This window comes from Vibrio superstes (genome assembly GCF_003569005.1).
Classification (GTDB): domain Bacteria; phylum Pseudomonadota; class Gammaproteobacteria; order Enterobacterales; family Vibrionaceae; genus Vibrio; species Vibrio superstes.
Window position 1 is genome coordinate 860,640 of the sequence record NZ_BCUR01000001.1, and the last position, 17,451, is coordinate 878,090.

Genomic DNA, 17,451 nt, shown 5'->3' on the forward strand with positions numbered 1-17,451 from the left:
CAAAAACTATGCGGAAGCATGATCAAGAGCCTGATACGATCTCTCTCAGCACTCGCATAACGGTTTCATCATAATGACCCTCAAGGATCTGGCGACACACTTTACGCCTAACCGCTAATCCCAAAATCAATCGCTCGATCGTTAGATGTGCGCCCGAAGAATCTTGATTATACAACTCGATGGTACGACTTAGCGCCTCATAGCTGACAACCTTGTCCCCTACCCTCAGCCAATCAAGCTTCTCTAAGAGCTCCTGACACTCTTCTCTGATAGAAGTAGGTGAGTGTCCAGTCATTGCTGATAAAGCCGTTATGCTGCGTTCTAGAGCTTCTGGAGAGGTATATTTTGTTAAGCTGATGGTGATCTCTTCAGCATTGATCTCAACCAGATGCTTACGCAGCTTCACGCGACGACCCAAATTCCCTCTTGGTGACGACTTTTTACGTTGAATAGGTTCAAACTCGCCATCGATGATCTCCGCCAATTCCTCGAGTTTTTGTTTAGACACCATTTCATGCCTAAGTGGATTGGGTAGCGTTGGCGCCATGTTGCGTTTACCCGCGTTGGTAGTACGCGCCCTTGCGTAGCGCACCACTTCTTCTGCGTTGCACTTGATATCCACTTGGTAATCTTTGACCTTACCTTTTGGCTCTAATGCGCTTAACGTCAGGTGATAACCCCATAAGTTAACGACAAACAGTTCGTCATTACCCTTGTCTTTAGAGAGTTTCTTCAGCTCTCTAAGCAGATCCATTGAGAAGCGTCGCCATTCGATATTACGTGCAAGCTTTTGATTTAACTCACTAAGTAGCATCATATCAGAAGAGCGACGTGACATACGGCTCCTGAAATAGGAATACAACTGGAACACCAAGGTATGCTGGCGAAGGATCTCTGGTGGGAACAAGAAGAAGTAATCTTTAGTCAGCAACTCCTCATAAAACGATGGCTCCCATACCAAGATATACAGGTTTGGTTTTATTTTTATCTCGCCGGCTTCATTTTCGGTAGGTGCCTCTTCAGACGCGGTAATGGTTCGCGCTAGAAAACGAAAGCGATCACTCTTAAAGCCTTCAGGCATGTTCTCACTTAACCACTGCCCTGTAAGTTCGTGCAGTTGAAAGTCCGTGTATTCGATTCGATCAATGCTATCGCGAATAGAATCGCGTGCTGGTCCGCTGTCCTTTTTGCCCCTCAAAGAGAGGATATCAGTGATATACAATGGGGTTTTATTCGGCGCTACTTGTGCATTGATGTGGTAGTTATCTTGGTGATGATCATGGTACTGCACGGTTAGCGTAAATAAGGCAAATAGCGTCATAAGATCATCAACTGTCATGATGTTCTTTGACGATCGTGTTTCGATAACGGCACGAGTACCAGAGATCGAAACCATTGATTTCTGATAGTTTTTACGTGTTCGTGGTGGTGCTAATGCTTGATCAATGATGCCTGCCCAGTTAGTCGGTGAGACTACAAACTGATCGGCTTCGTCCAGCATTGCTGGTGGATTGTTCAATCCATGCTCGCTCAAGAGCTGCTTATTCACGTGTGTTTGCGCAAGCGCCTGGGTCTTTTTCTTCTTGGCCGTCGTCTTGGTTGATTCGGTTTGTAAGCTTCCGGTACCTAGTGCAGTGATAAGCAGCGATGGGTTAACGAAGTGATGCAGCATAGTTTTACCCGCTAGACCCGTTTCGAACCTAACTGGTGTTTGCTTGAATAAACCAATGTTGACAGCAGCTCTAAGGCGTTGCTGGATTGCGGCCCTGGTGATTTGTCCGTCTGTGGCATCAATTAACTCTGTTGTTGAAACAAGACCGTCTTTGCTGGTCATGCCACGCAGAGAAACCAGATTAAGTAATTCGACTATGCTTTTGGTGACACCCTTAAAGTGTTGATATTGTTCTATCCATTCAACGGCGTTGTTATTAATTTCAAATAAATGTCCATCTTTATGACTTCGAGGTTGTTTTATCAGGATCTTGTCTTCGTTGGTCATTTAGTATCCGTCTACACTTTATCGTAACTTAATCATTGTTCCGTATAGCTTAAGAAAAATTCTTTTAAAAAGAAAGAAAAAAATATTGTTGTTCTTAAGACTGATCTTTATGTTTAAAACTGATCTTATTGATATAGTGATCTAATGATCCGGGCGTTGAATTACATGTAAGGTTATGTTTTTTAAGTTGTTTATTTTTGATTGGATCGGAACGATGATCATAGGTAAGACGTAAGCATGATCAAACAAACCCAGTAAACATGATCAAAGAATGTTGGAAGTGTGATCAACGTAATTATTGATAGATGATCAAGAGAGTCTTGAAAGCATGATCATTGAATACAAACAACTTATCCACATCCGAATTGTTTGTTAAGTGTTCAAATAACACTGTTCGTACTCTCTCTTAGTATGATCGTTTCTCTAGTCCCCTGCCCTATCGCTCATTTTTCGTGATTTTCATTGTCTTTTCACTTCGGAAAAATGATCAAGTAGCTTGTTGATCTATCGTTTCGACGATTGCTGTGTTTTTCAATCACTCCGTTTATGAAGTAACTGGCGTACGATTGTTACAAGCGATTTTCTTCTTGGTCTGAATAGATGCGGTAATAGTGACTCAAATGTTGGAAGCATGATCAAGAGTTCTTCGGATAAATGAGTTTCCATGCCCAATGCAGTTGAATTAGTGGTGATTTTGTCTGGATTTCGCTTCATTGCCCATTCTGCCTAATGTTGACCGTAATCTAGCTGAACATTTACATGCTTCCGAGGATTAAAAACGCTTGATCATCGATCCGTAAAGGATCCTTCATATTCATGAAATACCTCGTTAAAGTAGATCACGTTTTTTACAGTGCGAGTTCCTTGATCATTGATCCAAGATCTCTGGTTTCTGTGGATAAATAAAAATTTTGCTCAAGGAACGATGATCAAGATATTACCTTGATCATCGTTCCATAAACCCGAATGAGATTAACAATTAACCGATACTCGTAGTAATCCGCTGCTGGTTGTTTTTATTCAGTTTAGTTTCAGGCTGATTTGGGCGAATATCGAGCCACTAGCTAACAAAGGAGTATTGATTTGCAAATGACCGTAATTCATACAGTTCTTAGCATCGTTCCGAAAACGTCCCGAAAACGTTCTGAAAGTATCCTGAGAGCGTTATTAATGTAATCGATGTTATTGAATGGATTCATACGATGTTTTGCCTTTTCCCCCTACACAATGCTTGTTTCACTAGAAATGGGTTCTTTACAATGTAAATACGTGACACATGTAACTTTTTAAATCTATGGTACTTTACCTGTCGTTATTCGACTAAAAACGTGCGTTGCTATGCTCAATTAGCAGGCTATTTATGTGATTCAACTCATTAATAATTGTTCAGCACTTTATTGTAATTATATCTATTCGCTGTACAATTATCTAAGTCATACATTTATGGGAAGAATGATGAAAAGAGAATCAACGATAGATAATCTTTACCAGCTAGCTGAACAGACTAAACAAGTTCAAGCTGATCGTATTGAAATAGTGTTGGAAGAGCGAAATGACGAGCACTTCCCGCCTATGTCAAAAGCATTGATGGAAACTCGCTCTGGCTTGACTCGAAGAAAACTAGACGACGCTATTAGCAAGATGGAAGCCAAGGGCCACCAGTTTACTAAAAACAACGCCAATCACTACTCAATCTCACTTGATGAGGCTCATCTATTGATGGAGTCTGCAGGCGTTGAGAAGTTTCACCAGCGTAAGCGCAATCAAAACAATAAACCTTGGGTGGTAAACGTTCAGAACCAGAAAGGGGGTACAGGTAAATCAATGACTGTAGTTCACCTTGCTGCTTGTTTGGCTTTGAATTTGGATAAACGCTACCGTATATGTCTTATTGACTTGGATCCCCAAGGCTCTTTGCGTTTGTTTTTAAACCCACAAATTAGTATCAGCGAGCATGACAATATCTACTCTGCGGTTGATATCATGCTGGATAATGTGCCAGATGAAGACGAAGTAGACTTAGAGTTCTTGCGCAAGAATGTAATGCTTCCTACTCAGTATCCAAACTTGAAGACCATTTCAGCGTTCCCTGAAGATGCAATGTTTAACGCGGAAGCGTGGCAGTCTCTTTCTCAAGACCAGTCTTTAGATATCGTTAAACTGCTTAAAGAAAAGCTGATTGATAAGATCGCAGATGACTTTGACGTGATTATGATTGACACTGGCCCTCACGTAGACCCGTTGGTATGGAATGCAATGTACGCATCAAATGCGTTATTAATTCCTTGTGCGGCTAAGCGTCTTGACTGGGCATCGACTGTTAACTTCTTCCAGCATCTACCTACCGTGTATGAGATGTTCCCTGAAGATTGGCATGGCTTGGAGTTTGTTCGCATGGTACCAACCATGTTTGAAGACGATAACAAGAAGCAGGTTTCAGTTCTTACTGAGATGAACTATCTTCTGCAAGATCAGGTTATGATGGCAACGATTCCAAGAAGTCGTGCGTTTGAAACCTGTGCAGATACTTACAGCACTGTATTTGACCTCACTCCAGGTGACTTTGAGGGGGGTAAAAAGACGCTTGCGGTTGCTCAAGATGCCGTGCAAAAAAGTGCACTAGAGCTAGAGCGAGTGTTACATAGTAACTGGGCGTCATTGAGCAAGGAGGATTAAAAGTATGGCGATAAAAACTTCCGACTTGAACGCCAAACTATTTGGTAAAGCGAATAAGCGCAGGGCAACAACACCTGCTGAGGCTCAAACTGCGGCTAAAGATAATGCTCAAGTTATTGAGTTGGCAGTGGCAGGGCAGGACATGGTTTCTTTTGAGTTGCAGCGTATTCCTGCAACGGAAATTGAGCAAAAGACCATTGTTTTTTCTGATAACTCCCGTGAGCAGTCGTTTTTAAACGAACACGCATTGTCTGATATTTTGGTTACGCTTAAAGAGCGCGGTCAACAATATCCAGCAGTGGGTAGAAAAAACAGTGAAGGCAAGATTGAAGTTCTCGATGGTAGTCGTCGTAGAATGTCTTGTATCTTGGCTGAGAAAGACTTTCTTATCTATGTGGCCGAAGACATTAACGGCGAGCACGCCAAGTTCTTGTCTGACGTCGCTAACGCACATAAACCTCTCTCTTTGTACGAAAGAGGCCGTGAGATGCAAGCGAAGCTTGATTCTGGCGAGGTGACAGATCAGAAGGGACTTGCTGCTCTGTTCCAATGCAGTGAGGCACTTGTGAGTGGTGCGCTTAAGGCGGCGTCTTTACCTTTGCCTTTGCTTCAAGCTTACCCTAATGTCACTGAGCTCGGTCGACCAACTATCGTTAAGCTACACAAACAGTTTAACGAGCTAGATGAAAGCGCTCAGAAAGGCATCCTAGATAAGTGCCAGAAAGACGGCGCGTATGTTTGGCAACGCTTTGGCGACATGAGCGAGGCTAAAATTACTAAGCAAGTTTCGGTGCTACTTGAAGGCTGGATTTCTGAGGTTAATCAAACTGTCGAAAAACCCGCTAAGAAGCCAGTCGAACTTGTGAAAGGTAAGGCAAGTTACGTAAGAAAGGGGCAATCTTTGGCGTTGAACTTGAAGAAAGTGGACGACGCATTAGCACAAGAGATTATTCAGTTTATCGAGGGCAAGCTTAAGTAAGTTTTTGCTTAATATTATGCTAAGTAGATAGAGTAGGGCGGGTACCATTTGTTTGGTACCCGCTTTTTTTGTTAGTGAATAGCTGAAATGGGCTTAACCGTTTTTAGATTAAACTCCTTCATGATTGAGTAAATGTGGTCGAACAAATCGGCCTGCGCACGCTCGTAGTCTTTGATATTGGTTTTGTTAACGTAACAGTAAACCTCTATAGGTAATCCAAAGCGGTTACTTTCCAATTGCCTTACCACGATAGTCAGATCTTTAATTACAGCGGGGTGGGTAGCGAGATAACTTGCGATGTACTCTCGAAAACAGCCTAGATTGGTGAGTCGTCTAAAGTTAATTGGGTCGGCATCATGCGGAAGAGTGTGGTTGTACTCTTCGATTTCTTGTTGTTTACGATCAATGTAAGACTTAAGCAATCTGAACTTACCCATGTGTTCGAGCATATCGGCATCGACAAAGTTTATCGTCTCAGCATCAATGAATATGGCCCTTTTTATGCGCCTTGCGCCAGTTTCATCTACCCCATACCAGTTGATGAATGGTTCAGAAACGAGTGTTTGAGAAGGGATCATTGCAATGGTGTTGTCCCAGTTTTTTACTTTTACCGTGGTTAACGTTACTTCTTGTACGGTGCCATCTACTTTGTGGTTGTCTAATTGAATCCATTCCCCCGTTGATATCATCTTATTAGCGGCCAACTGAATGCCAGCAATAAACCCTAGAATGGTGTCCTTCATAATAAAGGCCAACATACCGGCCATTACGCTGACACCAGAAATAAGATAAATAGGGGTTCTGTCTAGAATATGTGACGTCGTAATGAGTGCTGCCAGTGCTACAAAACTGAGTTTAAAGAATTGGACAATGCCGTGCAGTGGCAAACGATGCGCGAAATGCTTGTTGGCAACCACAATGAGCAATAGATCAAACACCGCAAACAGAGTGCGTAGCACCAACACCGCAGCGCCAATCTCGAGTACACCATCGATCAGTTGCCCCGGGATAGTGGTTCTGGGGACGATAAGCTCAATTGTGGACATGAACAGATAATAGGGGAGTAGAACCGATACCTTTTCAGGCAGATGCTTACGCTTGATTGTGAGCTTTGTTTTAGCGTTATAGCTCTGGCTACTTGTATGAATGAATTTACGAATGAATTTTCGCATGAAGTGACGCACAACCAGATAGGTGAACGTAGCAACTAACGAGGTAACGACGAATAGCCCTATGTCTGCAATGAAGCTACTTCTATCAAATGTGATAGAAAATAATGAAAGCACATCAATTAAAAAGTGTCCCAGATGCTCGACAACGGGCTCTGTCACAACTTGCTCATTTTCCATAAATTAAAACCTCCGTGTTCTCAGTCTATCGTATATCAAGCTAGGTTGAAGTAACTTGTTAAGTTGCCAATTCTTAGCCCTAGATAGGTATTTTTGATGGTTATACCAATCGTAGTAAATAACTGATCATCCTAGCTTGCTAAAACACTCGATAACGGCGTTAGATTTTTTGATTGTAGAATAACGACTTATCAAAGAGTTCTGCCTTGTTATCCCGAGTTTTTCCTACGCTATTTCTGACCACTTACTTACTGTGATTGCTATTACAGGTATTTGAGGAAGAGGGGCGTAGTAATCGTCACTCTGATCTTGATTCTGCTATTCTAAGCACAATGAATATTCAGTCACTTAGGCGATTACCTTGTCACACCATTCTCATCTTCAAACCTTGGTCTCATTAAAATTGAATGCCTCTAAATCTATGCATCGCTGCGGCGTAGTGCTTGATGGAAGTAGAGGGTGGCAATTGGAGCTATTGGAAGCGTTTGGAGCGACTGTAGAGCACCATAGGGCGTTAATTATTGATACCGATGGCTTGAGCTATGGAGAAAGCCTTACGTTTAAGCAGGCTCGTCAGAAGCTGGGACAAGAGTCAGACCTGATAGTGGCTGATTTAAGTTCACCTTTTGATGCTAATGGCTTTACCGCTGTAAGTGGCACATTAAAGGGTGGTGGGATGTTGATTGTGTTGCCTTCGAGCAAACATGAGGGGGATGGCTATTCAACGTTATGGCTTGAACGAGCATTTGAGGCCTTTCATCGGATCAGACAGAACGAAGACACTTTCTCTGATATCAAAGAAGTAGAGCCCCTTTCAACCTTTAACCGGTATGAGCAACAGCAACAAGCCATTCAGGCTATCTCGCGTGTGCTTAGTGGGCATAGGAAGCGCCCGTTGGTGATTACTGCAGACAGAGGCAGGGGAAAATCTGCTGCTTTAGGAATAGCGGCGGGACAAATCATTCATGATTCAACAAAGAAGATATTGGTAACCGCCCCTAATACTCAAGCGGTTAAAACATTATTTGAACACGCGAAGTCTGCATCTGGTTGTAGTAATCAAAGGCCTAATGTTGCGTGTTCGATTGAGGGGGGGAGCGTTGAGTTTATTGCACCTGATGAATTGCTACGTGAGCAACAAGTTTGTGATTTGCTGCTAGTTGATGAGGCTGCTGCGATACCACTGCCAATCCTTAAGTCTATCGTCGAGCGTTATCATAGAGTGTGTTTTGCCACTACTGTGCACGGCTATGAAGGATGCGGGCGAGGATTTGGTATCAAGTTTGAAGCATGGTTAAGCAAGCATCGACCTGGCTGGAACTCAATTAAGCTTACCCAACCTATACGTTGGAACCCAGACGATCCAATGGAAGCATGGTTATTTGATACCTTCTTACTTGATGCGGAGATTGAATCTGCGCCATTAGATGCTGATCTCACCATACATCTACAAAAAATAGAGGCAGATAGTTACGCTCGTTCTCCTGAGATATTGAGAAAAGGATTTGGCTTGTTGGTCAATGCCCATTATCAAACGACGCCTAACGATCTGTTCCAGTTATTAGATGACCCCAATATTGTGTTTTACCAAGCTCTGCAGGGAGAGCATGTAGTCGGGGTTATTGTTGGGTATCTGGAAGGGGGCTTGGATGAATCGACACTGGCTGATGTACAGCTAGGTCGAAGACGTCCTGCTGGGCATATGGTGCCGGTCTCTTTGGTTTCTCAACTTGCCGATAACGCACCTGCACTGGTTAAAAGCCTTCGAATTATGCGAATAGCGGTCCACCCTGACCTTCAAGGACAAGGCATTGGTGGCTGGATGTTATCTCAGTTATCTAAGAAGCAAACAGACGTTGAGTATTTATCAACGAGCTTTGGTGTGACAGCGGAGCTGGCAAGTTTTTGGGCAAGCAATCACTTTCAATCCGTGCGCTTAGGTAGCAAGCAAGACCAAGCCAGTGGCTGTTTTTCTGTCACTATGGTCAAGCCCTTGAACCGTTCTCTTTCATGGTTGGACGGTGCTAGACATCAATTAAGAGAGGGCTTGCTTGATACTGCATCCGATATTCACCGCAATCTATCTAGCGACGTCCTTATCGAACTGCTTAGTGAAGGTAGCGTAAGTCTGTCTCATCAAAAAGATTTCCATTTACGAGTGGTGGAGAATTACGTTCAGGGCGGTGCAAGTTTTGAAGGTACCCGCGCCAAAGTTACAGAATTATTGCTCGCAAATTTGCATGGAGTTGAAGTTGAAAGAGTCAGCCTTATCTCTGACTTGGTCATCAAAAAGTTGAGTTGGTCTGAAGTTTGCCAGAATCATGGCTTCACAGGACGAAAGCAAGCGGAAGCGAATTACCGCCAAGCCATCCAAGAGCATCTGCTTAGCACTCTATAAACCCGTGATTTACAGTGTAAATTCAATGATTTCTGTCTCGCAGGTCAATTTACACTGTAAATTTCATTTCTCATCAAATCATCCTCCTAAAAAACATGAACGCTGCCAACAGCACTGTTCATGCTTTTCGGTCTTCCAGTTCGTTAGTCTGTTGCTATCCGCATTTGCTTTTATTGAGGTCAAAGAAAACAATGCTGACAACAACTCAGGAAATCTTTAACAAGCTTACAAAACTGGTGTTTGTCTTGTTGGGAGTGGTTGTTTTATTTGTAGTGCTTTGCTTAGGGCTACTTCATAAAAACCAGCACATATCATCAGAAGAGTTTCTAGCAATTTCTGGCTTTGGTGTTTTAATCGAAGGCGTGCTATTTGCTATTTATCAAGGTGTGAAGTTCAAATAAAAAGGGCAGTAACTTTTCAAAGTTACTGCCCTCAATTTACACTGTAAATCATCTACTTATTGACTGATTTAAGGTTTCCTTTTTGTAATTCAGCCAGTACCTTTTCTTTCGGGCCGTCCCCGACAACAGAGCCTGCACTCATTACAATTAATCGGTCGACTACTTCTAACATTGAGGTTTTATGAGTGATTAGAATTAGAGTTTCTTCATTGGACAAATTCTTCAGCTCATTTTTAAATAAAGCTTCAGCACGATTGTCCATCGCACTGGTTGGTTCATCTAACAGCAGGATAGGGGGTCTTCCCAAAAGTGCGCGGGCCACTGCTACAGCCTGGCGTTGACCGCCAGATAGTAACAGACCTCCTTCACCGACTTGCCTTTCCAATCCCGCAGGGTCTTTCATCGTAAATTCTGTCACACCTGCGCGTTTGGCAGCCAGCATCACTTCGTTGTCTTCAGCCAGGTGTTTACCTAGCGTGATGTTATCGCGTATGGAACCGTAAAAGAGTGTAATGTCTTGAGGAACGCAACCGATATTGCTTCTCACATCGGTATGGTGCAATTGTTGAATATCGGTGTCATCAATGCGTACGTGCCCTTCTGTGGGTTTGTACAGCCCCATAATCAAACGTTCTAAGGTTGTTTTACCAGAACCTATGCGTCCTATGATGGCAACTTTCTCTCCCGGTCGAATAGTTAAGCTAACGTCACGAATTGAAGAGACCGGAGCGTCTGGGTAGTTGAACGTTACTTTATCCAGCTCAATTTTGCCTTGAAGCACTGGACGGTGAATATAACGCTTATCTTCTTCTTGCTCATCCGGCATGCTCATCACTTGCTCGATGATGGTCATTGAAGACTTTGCTTGGTTATATCGAGTCGATAGCAAAGCGACTTGAACCAAAGGACCAATCGCGCGACCGCTCAACATAGTGGCGGCAATCAAGCCCCCCATGGTCAACTCTCCCTCTGAAATCAGGTACACACCCATAATCAACATGCCGACGTTTGACGATTGCTGAAGGAAACCCGCAGAGTTTTGTACGCTATCGGTAATGCGACGACTCTTAATATTCCAGTTTGCCATATGCGCTACCGCTTCTTCCCAGCGATACTGGAACTGGCTCTGAGCCCCAAACATCTTCAATGACTCTAAACCAGAAAGTGCTTCGATCAGATTTGCGTATTTTTGCGAGGCTAGACGTGAGCCCTCTTCGATACTGTTTCTAAGGGGGCGTTGAATCAGTAGAGAATGGAGAATCAGCAAAGTGACACAGACGATAGGTACTAGTACGACGTTGCCTGCGATTAGCCAAATCACTACTAGGAAAAGTATGGCGAAGGGTAAATCTATGAGAGCGGCGATGGTGGCAGAGGTGAAAAATTCTCTAATCGATTCAAACTCTTGTAGATGTCTTGCAAAAGCACCCACCGATGGAGGGCGAGCCTCCATTCTGATTCCCATTACTTTGCTAAACAGCTTTGATGAGATAATGATGTCTGATTTTTTTCCTGCTACATCGATAAAGTAACTGCGAAGAGATTTAAGCAATAAATCAAAAATAAAGATAACGACAATACCGCTGGCCAGTACCCATAGTGACTCAAAGGCGAGGTTGGGCACGACTTTGTCATACACGATTCGAGTAAAGAGTGGGGTGGCAATGGCGAATATATTGATCAAGATAGAGGCGATGAGTACATCTCGATATATGGAACGAGATTCTTTCAAGGTTCCCCAAAACCAGTGCCCTTTACGCGTTTTCAGTATCTCAGGGGAGCGCTGATCAAAGCGAAATTGTTTTTTGATTAGAAAATAACGTCCACTGTAATCTTCTTCTAGGTCTTTTAGTGTTGTGGTTGTGGCGACGAACCCGGTTTCTCGTCCAACAATCTCTGCTTGCCCTTTTTCAATGTCGACACTGAGCAATACACAGGCTTCGTTTTCTCCAGTAAGGAGAATCGCGGGAAGAACCAGGTCGGATACTTTTTTCAACGGGGCAGATTGCTCTTTGGCTACTAGGCCGGCCCTTTCTGCTGCTCTAGGAAAGAGAATCGGAGTGAGTTTGCCCTCGGGTAGTGGCAAACCGTTGAGCAGTGCTTCTGGCGAGTTTGAAAGGCCGTAGTAGCGGCTGACGTAAATCAGAGAGTGAAGTAATGAGTCTTTCATTCATTGTCATCCTTGGTATCAATAGCGAAGCCTTGCAGCCCATTAACATTGTGCATGGCTAATTTATTAATTTGTGTTTGGTTTTCTACTCTTGTGGCTATGACAAATGCGCCAATTTCATGAGCGAGCTTAGCGACTGAAGATAAGGTTTCTGTGGTTTTTTCATCGTTTAGGTTCAGAGTAAATAAGTAGTCTAGTTTGACGTAATCAGGTGAAAATTCTTGTAAGTAATCAAGAGATTTTAGGTGGTGCGCATAGTTGTCTACCCCAAACTTAGCGCCATTGCGACGAAGGGTTGACACCAATAGTCGAGTCATCTCTTTGTGATAAATGAATACGGCTTCATGCAGTTCGAAGTGCAGATATGCAGCAAGCTGAGGGTGTTTCTGAAGTCTATCCTCTAGCCATGTAATGAATTCTGGTGACGTTACCGTGGCGGGTGCTAGATTGATTGCAACAGGCACCGGTAAACTGTCATTGCTAAGTTCCTTGATCATGCTTTCGATAATGTATTGATCGTAGAGGTGTGCTTTGTTCATTTTTTCCATAGGTGCAAGGAACATAATCGCAGGAGTGTAGTTTCCTTCATGCTCAATACCCGAGAAAATTTCTCGGTGATACGCATCACTGGCTATGCCTTTGACCAGTTGTGATTTTGTCATTACTGCATTGCGAGACATTGCCCCTTCTACTAACTCTACCCATTGTGTGGCTGAAATTGCTAACCCTTTGTTTTCATGTTGAATATATTGGTTGTTCGGCTCCAGCTTAGCCTTAGTTAAAGAGATATCGACGGAGCTTAGAATAGATTTAGAATCAGCGAAGCCATCAGTAATGACAGCGCCAATCTCAAACTTTGTTTCTTTAGCCGATTTGGAGAGGCTGGATAGTTGCGCGATAAGCTCTCTCAATTGCTGCTCGTCCTCATAAGGGGCAATGACACCGACTTCATCATCTAGCAGGCGAGCACAGACAATGGAACTGTCGTTGGTCAACGTCTTAAGTTCAGGGCCAACTCGCTGCATGAGTTCGGCTACGGCTTCAAAGTCATGTCTTGTCTTGGCTTGGGTCGCTTCTTCATAACGGATAATCGCTATTACCAGCGTTTGTCCTTCAGACTTTTTCGACTCAAGTTGACTGGTAAAGTAATTGCGATTACCCAGTGTGGAGGGTTTATCGATAAAGGCTTGTATGCGCAGAATATCGGCTTGTCTGGTTTGTTCTTCAACAAAGGCTTTGATACGAATGACCATTGACTCAAATGCATTAAATACCGGCACTAGATCTTGTGTATCAGGCTTACTCAATGAAATGTTGAAATCCCTATTAGCGATTTGAGTTGCCGCGCCTGAAAGTTGATTCAAGGGCTCAAGAGATCGTTTGACGAAGAAGCTAGTTAGCAGTAGAGCAAACAGAAAGGCTGCGATACCCACTCCCAAGGTAAACTCCATGTTCCTCCAAAGAGCCGCATAAGCGACGCCTGGGTGACTTATTATTTCAATCTCTGCCAGTTGTAACCATCCACTGGTAACGACACGTTTCTCATGAATGGTTTGAAAAATATCCAACTCAACCAGCCAGTTCGGCGCATTCTCACCTCTAATTGGATAACTTCTTACTATCTCATCACCCGTTTGCAGCATCACCACTCTGACAGAAGAAAAAGAACTCCCGTCAAATAGGGCATTCACCGCTGTTTCTACAGCGACCGGATCATTGTCTTCTAGGTAGGGAGAGAGGGCGAGGCCGACAGTATTGATCGCATTCTTCACCTCTGAAAATTGCTTCTGTGCAATGAATTGACGAGATTGGTGATAATCGACATAGAACAAACCCACAAACAATAAACTGAAGGTAAGTGAGATACTGATAAGCAGTTTTGTATATAAAGTCATAATATTATTCGTCCAAATTGACCAAAGGCTGGTTTAACACGAGCTTTTTTTGTCGATCTCGAACTTGGTTCCACAAGCTTAATCGAGAAGACTTTCCAGCCACTTTTCCTTGGATACTTTCTTTTGCGAGCCATAAGTGGTCGCCGTTAAAACTGTAAATAGGCACAATGTCGGGGCGTTGCGATGCGGGTAAAATACGAAAATCCAAATTATCTAGAACGAGAGGAACTGAATTTGGAGTAGGGTAGTAGGCAACCACCATATGAAACTGATTCAGTTCAACAGCTTTGGCATAGATAAGCCTGAGTTTGTTTTCATCAATACCAAGCTCTAGGAGGCTGAAGTATTTAGCAATGGTGAAGTCTTCGCAGTCTCCCGCGCCCACCCCAACAAACTCCATCGGTGTCGCCCAATAGTCCTTTTTTCCCCATAAATGGATATCATCAACAAACATGAATTGATTGAAGAAGTCGTTGATGAGCTTTAACTGTTTTAATTCGGGCTTACCCGCCGCATCCGATACGGCATTGCGCCATGCGACGACTCGTTTTCCCGCTCGTTCTCCATAGGCCGCCTCTACCTTGGACTTCCAAAGTTGTTCTTCCTTGTTGAGTGCGGACACACTTAATGTCAGTGTCCCTGCGAGTAGTGAAATGATTAAGGGTCTAATCATTTCTTCTATTCACGCAAGGCGCGCCCTTTGGCGCTTAAAACTGGCTTGAGCAAATAGTCGAGCACTGTTCGCTTACCTGTAATGATGTCCACAGAAGCGGTCATGCCAGGGATAATGGGCAACTCCCCATTACTACCAAACCCCGTTTGATCGGTATGAACTCGAACTAGATAAAAACTGTTTCCCTCTTCATCTTGAATGGTATCGGCACTGATATGTTCTAAGCGACCCACAAGACCACCGTACTTGGTAAAGTCATAGGCGCTAAATTTGACGATAGCCAACAGGCCGGGACGCAGGAAAGCGATGTCTTGAGGGGCGATCTCTGCTTCAACCACCAGCATATCTTCAGTAGGAACAATCTCTACAAGGTCCATACCTGGCTGTATAACCCCGCCTACGGTATTGGTGTGAAGCTTCTTAATGGTTCCGGTTACCGGCGAAGTGACGATTGTGCGACTTACTCTATCTTCCAAGCCCACAGTACTTTGAGTGATCGCAGAAAGCTCATCTTGGCTGAGGTTGAGCTTTTCTTGTTGTTCTGAGCGAAAGCCTAAAGCAACATCAACTCGACTGAGCAATGCCTCTCTGATTTCCGCGTTAAGTACGGGAACACGTCCTCGAGCAGAGTCTAACTCGCGTTTGGTGTCGTTGACTTGTCGTTTCAGCTTGATGAATTCTATCTGCGGTACGATGCCTTCTTCGGCAAGTGGGGCCATTAGCTCATACTCTTTTTGAGCAAAGTCATAGCCCTGCCTAAGGTTAGACACCCGGCTTCTTACCTCATTAAGGTCTTGAATTTTCTGATCAACTTGTTGATCTAGCACCCTTAATTGGTTTCTAAGATTATTGAGGTCTTGTCGATACTCCGAACGTTGCCTAGCGGCCAATCTGGGTTGGGTTTCTTCAAAATTGGCAGGGTAGATAAGTTTGTCTGTGCTAATAGTGACGCTGTTGCGCCAATTTCGTAGAGTTACGTTTTCTTCTACCTCAATGCTGGCTACCGAGGCGGAGAGTTGCAGAACCTTAGCGGTTAGGTTGTAGATCTGCTGTTCACGCTCACGAAAATCAGAACGAAATCGAGTATCGTCGATGAGTAGAAGTTGCTGACCTTTAGTGACCTGCTGGCCTTCTCTTACCAGAAGTTCTTTAACCAGACCGCCCTCTAGGTTTTGTACCACTTGCAGTTGACTGGAAGGGATTACCTTACCGCTTCCTATGGTGACCTTGTCTAACTCAGCCCAACTTGCCCAACCGATAGCGCAACTGAAGAATAGAAGAACGAACCAGAGCAGTAATCTGGCATTTGAAGGGGTGTTTAACAGCAGAGCTGCGGTTTTATCATCCACATACTCTAACTCGGTGCGACCGAGATTTTTTAGCTTCTCTTGACTCATAGGCCATCCATTTGCGCATTGAGTGAACGAGGAAAATTGAATCTATAACTAGTCTGATATTATCGCGCTGAGATATAGAGAATGTTTTCTCTATAGTATTCTTATTCGTTGTTAATGTTAAGTATACGCTCAATTCATTTACTCAGCGTTTACAACTTGTGATGTGTAGTAGGTTGTTGAATTTTCGAAGTAATATTTTTGAGTCAATTGGCTGTTAATTGCGCTAATGCATGTACAAAGTGACTCAAACTAGGGGGGATACGCGTATCATGCGAGCTTCAACGTAAAACGCCCTTGAGTTCTTTGGCATTGGCGCGCAAAATTTAACAAAATCGATTTGAGGATGTGAAATGAAGTTAACGGATATTCGTCGAGACTATACCTTAGGGGGTCTTCGCAGAAAGGATTTGAAAGCAAACCCTGTTGATCAGTTCAATTTATGGTTAGAGCAAGCGGTTGAAGCAAAGCTGACGGATCCCACCGCAATGACCGTGGCGACGGTTGATGAGCGCGGTCAGCCTTATCAGAGAATCGTTTTGCTTAAGAGTTTGGATGATCGTGGCTTTGTGTTTTACACCAATCTTGGAAGCCGCAAAGCGATTCAGCTGAAAGAGAACAATCGAATTAGCCTACATTTCCCTTGGCACCCACTAGAGCGTCAGGTTCATGTTACGGGTGTGGCGGAAAAACTTACTGCAGCCGAAAACTTCAAATACTTCACGTCTCGTCCAAAAGAGAGTCAGCTTGCCGCTATTGCGAGTAAACAAAGCTCTCGTATCTCAGCGCGAGGTATTCTGGAAGGTAAGTTCCTTGAACTTAAGAAGAAATTTGCAGATGGTGAGATCCCTATGCCGTCTTTCTGGGGTGGATACCGAATAAAGATCGAATCTATCGAGTTTTGGCAAGGCGGTGCGAATCGCTTGCATGACAGATTCATTTACACCGCTGACGATAAAGCTGAGTGGGAAATTGAACGCCTAGCGCCCTGATTTACAGTGTAAAGCTGCAATCTTTAAAACGAGTTAGTTAAGGATAGATAATGTCAGGAATAAAAGAGTTAGATCTGCTTCTTAAGTCAATGGAGCCACTTTTACAGGAAGATGAGTTTGTCTTTTGTACTGTGGAAGGAAAGCTAAGTGATTATGTTGAGCTTAATCCTGTTGGCACCTTTATAGAACCAGAAGGGTTAACTTTGGTGTTGGAAAGGCGCATTGCTGAGCAGAAGCAACTCTCGTTTGATGGTGCCTTTCGAATGATTACACTGACCGTGCATTCAAGCCTTGAGGCTGTAGGTCTAACTGCCGCTGTATCAACGAAACTGGCTGAAAAGGGCATCAGTGCGAATGTGATAGCCGCCTATTACCATGACCATATCTTTGTTCCTGCTGCCAAGGCTGAGCGAGCACTTCAAGCTCTTAACGAGTTTAGTGAGTAAGATTCTTAGATATAAAAATCCCGACTTTACGGAGTCACTTCACCTTCGCGTCGGGATTTTTATATTTCGTTAACCAGTA

General features: G+C 43.6%; 12 protein-coding genes. 6 read left to right on the plus strand and 6 right to left on the minus strand.

What is annotated here, in order from left to right; genetic code table 11:
- Positions 1–22: 22 nt before the first annotated feature.
- Positions 23–1,999: a replication initiator protein RctB domain-containing protein gene (locus D5I41_RS03705; RefSeq protein WP_119008560.1), complete on the minus strand. Its 1,977-nt coding sequence runs from the start codon at positions 1,997–1,999 to the stop codon at positions 23–25.
- Between the two features lie 1,455 nt (positions 2,000–3,454).
- On the opposite strand from D5I41_RS03705, the gene D5I41_RS03710 reads away from it, so the two are divergent.
- Together D5I41_RS03710 and D5I41_RS03715 are read left to right on the plus strand one after the other, a co-directional pair.
- Positions 3,455–4,675 carry an AAA family ATPase gene (locus tag D5I41_RS03710; RefSeq protein ID WP_119008561.1) on the plus strand — a complete coding sequence of 407 codons (1,221 nt, stop codon included), beginning with the start codon at positions 3,455–3,457 and terminating at the stop codon, positions 4,673–4,675.
- Positions 4,676–4,679: 4 nt separating this feature from the next.
- A complete protein-coding gene (locus D5I41_RS03715) occupies positions 4,680–5,654 on the plus strand; it encodes a ParB/RepB/Spo0J family partition protein (protein WP_119008562.1) in 975 nt (324 codons plus the stop codon).
- Positions 5,655–5,725: 71 nt separating this feature from the next.
- On the opposite strand, the gene D5I41_RS03720 is transcribed toward D5I41_RS03715, so the two are convergent.
- On the minus strand, positions 5,726–7,003 hold the full coding sequence (locus D5I41_RS03720; RefSeq protein WP_119008563.1) for a mechanosensitive ion channel family protein: 1,278 nt from the start codon (positions 7,001–7,003) through the stop codon (positions 5,726–5,728).
- Between the two features lie 361 nt (positions 7,004–7,364).
- On the opposite strand from D5I41_RS03720, the gene D5I41_RS03725 reads away from it, so the two are divergent.
- Positions 7,365–9,401, plus strand: coding sequence for a tRNA(Met) cytidine acetyltransferase TmcA (locus D5I41_RS03725; protein WP_119008564.1), 2,037 nt, complete (start codon positions 7,365–7,367; stop codon positions 9,399–9,401).
- Between the two features lie 191 nt (positions 9,402–9,592).
- Complete coding sequence (locus tag D5I41_RS03730; protein ID WP_119008565.1) at positions 9,593–9,802, plus strand: hypothetical protein; 210 nt, start codon at positions 9,593–9,595, stop codon at positions 9,800–9,802.
- Positions 9,803–9,854: 52 nt separating this feature from the next.
- Here D5I41_RS03730 and D5I41_RS03735 read toward each other — a convergent pair whose 3' ends face one another.
- The 4 genes from D5I41_RS03735 to D5I41_RS03750 are packed head-to-tail and all read right to left on the minus strand — an operon-like array spanning position 9,855 to position 15,937.
- Positions 9,855–11,972, minus strand: coding sequence for a type I secretion system permease/ATPase (locus tag D5I41_RS03735; RefSeq protein WP_119008566.1), 2,118 nt, complete (start codon positions 11,970–11,972; stop codon positions 9,855–9,857).
- Positions 11,969–13,867, minus strand: a complete 1,899-nt coding sequence (locus D5I41_RS03740; protein WP_119008567.1) for a bifunctional diguanylate cyclase/phosphodiesterase — start codon at positions 13,865–13,867, stop codon at positions 11,969–11,971. The genes D5I41_RS03735 and D5I41_RS03740 overlap by 4 nt, the downstream gene beginning before the upstream one ends.
- Before the next feature lie 4 nt (positions 13,868–13,871).
- A complete protein-coding gene (locus D5I41_RS03745) occupies positions 13,872–14,540 on the minus strand; it encodes a transglutaminase-like cysteine peptidase (RefSeq protein WP_119008568.1) in 669 nt (222 codons plus the stop codon).
- A 5-nt stretch (positions 14,541–14,545) separates the two neighbouring features.
- On the minus strand, positions 14,546–15,937 hold the full coding sequence (locus tag D5I41_RS03750) for an HlyD family type I secretion periplasmic adaptor subunit (protein WP_119008569.1): 1,392 nt from the start codon (positions 15,935–15,937) through the stop codon (positions 14,546–14,548).
- Between the two features lie 350 nt (positions 15,938–16,287).
- Between D5I41_RS03750 and pdxH the strand changes: the two genes are divergently transcribed.
- Positions 16,288–16,926, plus strand: a complete 639-nt coding sequence (gene pdxH, locus D5I41_RS03755) for a pyridoxamine 5'-phosphate oxidase (protein WP_119008570.1) — start codon at positions 16,288–16,290, stop codon at positions 16,924–16,926.
- A gap of 50 nt (positions 16,927–16,976) precedes the next feature.
- Complete coding sequence (locus D5I41_RS03760; protein ID WP_119008571.1) at positions 16,977–17,372, plus strand: ACT domain-containing protein; 396 nt, start codon at positions 16,977–16,979, stop codon at positions 17,370–17,372.
- Positions 17,373–17,451: the final 79 nt, after the last annotated feature.

Coding starts and splice junctions, on each gene's coding strand:
- D5I41_RS03745 (WP_119008568.1), bottom strand. CDS start 14,540: ATGATTAGACCCTTAATCATTTCACTACTCGCAGGGACACTGACATTA.
- D5I41_RS03715 (WP_119008562.1), top strand. CDS start 4,680: ATGGCGATAAAAACTTCCGACTTGAACGCCAAACTATTTGGTAAAGCG.
- D5I41_RS03760 (WP_119008571.1), top strand. CDS start 16,977: ATGTCAGGAATAAAAGAGTTAGATCTGCTTCTTAAGTCAATGGAGCCA.
- D5I41_RS03740 (WP_119008567.1), bottom strand. CDS start 13,867: ATGACTTTATATACAAAACTGCTTATCAGTATCTCACTTACCTTCAGT.
- D5I41_RS03735 (WP_119008566.1), bottom strand. CDS start 11,972: ATGAAAGACTCATTACTTCACTCTCTGATTTACGTCAGCCGCTACTAC.
- D5I41_RS03720 (WP_119008563.1), bottom strand. CDS start 7,003: ATGGAAAATGAGCAAGTTGTGACAGAGCCCGTTGTCGAGCATCTGGGA.
- D5I41_RS03750 (WP_119008569.1), bottom strand. CDS start 15,937: ATGAGTCAAGAGAAGCTAAAAAATCTCGGTCGCACCGAGTTAGAGTAT.
- D5I41_RS03730 (WP_119008565.1), top strand. CDS start 9,593: ATGCTGACAACAACTCAGGAAATCTTTAACAAGCTTACAAAACTGGTG.
- D5I41_RS03710 (WP_119008561.1), top strand. CDS start 3,455: ATGAAAAGAGAATCAACGATAGATAATCTTTACCAGCTAGCTGAACAG.
- pdxH (WP_119008570.1), top strand. CDS start 16,288: ATGAAGTTAACGGATATTCGTCGAGACTATACCTTAGGGGGTCTTCGC.
- D5I41_RS03705 (WP_119008560.1), bottom strand. CDS start 1,999: ATGACCAACGAAGACAAGATCCTGATAAAACAACCTCGAAGTCATAAA.